General features: G+C 58.0%; 1 protein-coding gene. It reads right to left on the bottom strand.

Going from position 1 to position 3436, the window contains the following annotated elements:
• The coding region (locus C1I89_RS34415) for a tandem-95 repeat protein (protein WP_181390884.1) at positions 1-3436 on the bottom strand (3436 nt) is incomplete at both ends.

Raw genomic sequence — 3436 nt, 5'->3', positions numbered from 1 at the left:
GGGTCGATCGGACGATGCTGCCTCGGTTATCGGTGACCAGGACGGTGACCTGGTCGGAACCGTTGTAATCGGGAGCGGGAGTGTATGTGTACTCTCCGGTCTGAGAATCGATGTCGAACGTGCCGTGTTTTGGAGGCTTGTCGAACCAATAGGTCAGCGTGTCGCCTTCCACATCGGTAGCAACGATCTTGCCCTTCAAGGGTTGGTCTTCGGCAGTCGTGAGATCGTAATCGGATACGACAGGAGAATCGTTGACGGCCGTGATGGTGACGTTGACGGTAGACGGCGTCGTGCCGCCTTGCCCATCGTCGACGAAGACGGTGAACCGGTCGGTGCCGTTGTAGTCGAGGGCCGGAGTGTAGGTATATTGGCCCGTCTGCGAATCGAGGTCGAGCGTGCCGTGCTCCGGCGGCTGGTTGACCGTATAGCTCAGCGTGTCGCCATCCACATCGGTTGCAATGATCTTTCCCTTGACCGGCGAATCTTCGAAAGTCCAGAGGTCGTGGCCTTTAACGACAGGAACGTCATTGACGGGGGCGATGGTGATGCTGAGGGTCGATCGGACGATGCTGCCTCGGTTATCGGTGACCAGGACGGTGACCTGGTCGGAACCGTTGTAATCGGGGGCGGGAGTGTATGTGTACTCTCCAGTCTGAGAATCGAGGTCGAGCGTGCCGTGTTTTGGAGGCTTGTCGAACCAATAGCTCAGCTTGTCGCCGTCCACATCGGTTGCAACGATCCTGCCCTTGAAGGGTTGGTCCTCGGCAGTCGTGAGATCGTAATCGGACACGACAGGAGGATCATTGACGGCAGTGACGACGATATTGAAGGTCGAGGACGTCTTTCCTCCGTGATCGTCATCGACGATGACGGTGAACCTGTCAGAACCGTTGTAATCGAGGGCGGGAGTGTAGGTGTACTGGCCCGTCTCCGAATCGAGATCGAGCTGGCCGTGCTTCGGAAATTCGATGACCGTATAGCGCAGCGTATCGCCGTCCGCATCGCTTGCAATGATCTTTCCGTTGGCGGGTAGATCTTCGTAAGTCCTGAGGTCATGGCTTTCAACGACAGGAACGTCATTGACGGGGGTGACGGAGATATCGATGGTCGACTTCGTTACGCTGCCTCGGCGATCGTAGACGAAGACGGTGATCTGATCGGAGCCGTTGTAGTCGCGAGCGGGAGTGTAGGTGTACTCGCCCGTCAGGTAATCGAGTTTGAACTTGCCATGCTTCGGAGGTTCGTAGAACCGATAGTGCAGCGTGTCGCCGTCCACATCGGTCGCAACGATCTTGCCATTGATGGGCTGATCTTCGAGCGTCGTGAGATCCAGGCTTTCCACGATGGGGGCATGGTTGACGGCGGAGACGGTGACGTTGACGGTCGACGGCGTCTTGCCGCCGTTGCCGTCATCGACGAGGACGGTGAACTGGTCGGCGCCTTTGTAAGCGGCATCCGGCGTGTAGGTGTACTCGCCCGTCAGCAGATCGAGGTCGAGCTTTCCGTGCTTTGGAGATTCGGTGGCCCGATAGCTCAGCGTGTCGCCGTCCACATCGGTGGCAATGATCTTGCCCTTGACGGGCCGCTCTTCGCGAGTCCAGAGATCGTGGTTTTCAACAACTGGGACATCATTGACGGCGGTGACGGTGATATTGATGGTCGACTTCGTTGTGCTGCCCCGGAGATCGTTGACGTGGACGGTGACCTGGTCGGAGCCGTTGTAGTCGGGAGCGGGAGTGTACGTGTACTCGCCCGTCAGATTATCGAGTTCGAACTTGCCGTGTTTCGGAGGTTCGTAGAACCAGTATTTCAGCGTGTCGTTGTCCACATCGGTTGCAACGATCTTACCCTTGATGGGCTGATCTTCGAGCGTCGTGAAGTCCCGGGTTTCAACGATGGGAGCATGATTTACGGCGGAGACGGTGACGTTGACGGTCAACGGCGTCTTGCCGCCGTGGTCGTCATCGACGAGAACAGTGAACTGGTCGGCACCGCTGTAATCGGCATCCGGCGTGTAGATGTACTCGCCCGTCAGCCGATTCAGGTCGAGCTTGCCGTGATTCGGACGTTCGGTAACCAAGTAGCTCAGCGTATCGCTGTCCACATCGCGTGCAATGATTTTTCCCTTGGCCGGCAGACCTTCGTGAGTCCTGAGATCGTGGCTTTCAACAACAGGCGCGTCGTTGACGGGGGTGATGGTGATGTCGGCGGTCGACACCGCCAGGCCGGCGTGGCCGTCGTTGACGAAGACGGTGAACCGGTCGGCGCCGTTGTAATTAGGCGCGGGAGCGTAGGTGTACTCGCCCGTCTGTGAATCGAGGTCGAGCTTGCCGTGCTTCGGAGGCTCTTTGATCGTATAGAGCAGTGTGTCGCCGTCCACGTCGGTTGCAACAATTCTGCCGTTGAGGGTCTGATCTTCGGCTGTCGTGAGTTCGTAATCGGGAACGACGGGACGATCGTTGATGGTGCCGATGATGATGTTGAAGGTCGACGGCGTCTTACCGCCGTGGCCATCGTCGACGAGGATGGAGAATCGGTCGGTACCGTAGTAATTGAGGGCGGGCGTATAGGTGTACTCGCCCGTCAGCCGATTCAGGTCGAGCTTGCCGTGCTTAGGAGCGTCGGTAGTCAAGTAGCTCAGCGTATCGCCGTCCACATCGCTTGCAATGATCTTTCCCGTGATGGGCAGGTCTTCGAAAGTTGTGAGCTCGCGTTGTTTGACAACGGGAGCGTCATTGACGGGAGTGATGGTGATGTCGGCGGCCGATACCCCCAGGCCGCCTCGGCGATCATCGACGAAGACAGTGAACCGGTCGGAGCCGTTGTAATCGGGAGCGGGAGTGTAGGTGTACTCGCCCGTCCGCGAATCGAGGACGAGCTTGCCGTGCTTCGGATCCTCCTTGACCGAATAGATCAGCGTGTCGCCGTCCACGTCGGTTGCAACAATTTTGCCCTTGATGGGTTGATCTTCGGCAGTCGTGAGATCGTAATCGGACACGACAGGACGATCATTGGTGGCGCCGATGATGACATTGACGGTCGACGGCGTTTTGCCGCCGTGGTCATCGTCGACGAAGATGGTGAATTGGTCGGTGCCGTAGTAGTCGAGAGCGGGCGTATAGGTGTACTCGCCCGTCAGCCGATCCAGGTCGAGCGTGCCGTGTTTAGGAGGGGCGTCGATCGTATAGCGCAGCGTATCGCCGTCCACGTCTGTCGCAACGATCTTGCGCTTGACGGGCTGATCTTCGTGAGTCCTGATATCGAGTTGTTTGACAACGGGAGCGTCATTGACGGGAGTGATGGCGATGTTGACGGTCGATGGGGTCTTGCCGCCGTGCTCGTCATCGACGAGAACAGTGAACTGGTCTGTGCCGTTGTAGTCCGGTTTTGGGGTGTAGGTGTACTCGCCGGTGGCCAGGTCGAGATCGAGTTTTCC

Origin of the sequence: Achromobacter pulmonis, from assembly GCF_002885955.2 — a bacterium.
Lineage (GTDB): Bacteria > Pseudomonadota > Gammaproteobacteria > Burkholderiales > Burkholderiaceae_B > Achromobacter > Achromobacter pulmonis_A.
The sequence above is the reverse complement of the archived record's forward strand: the minus strand, read 5'-3'. Positions and strand labels throughout refer to the sequence as shown.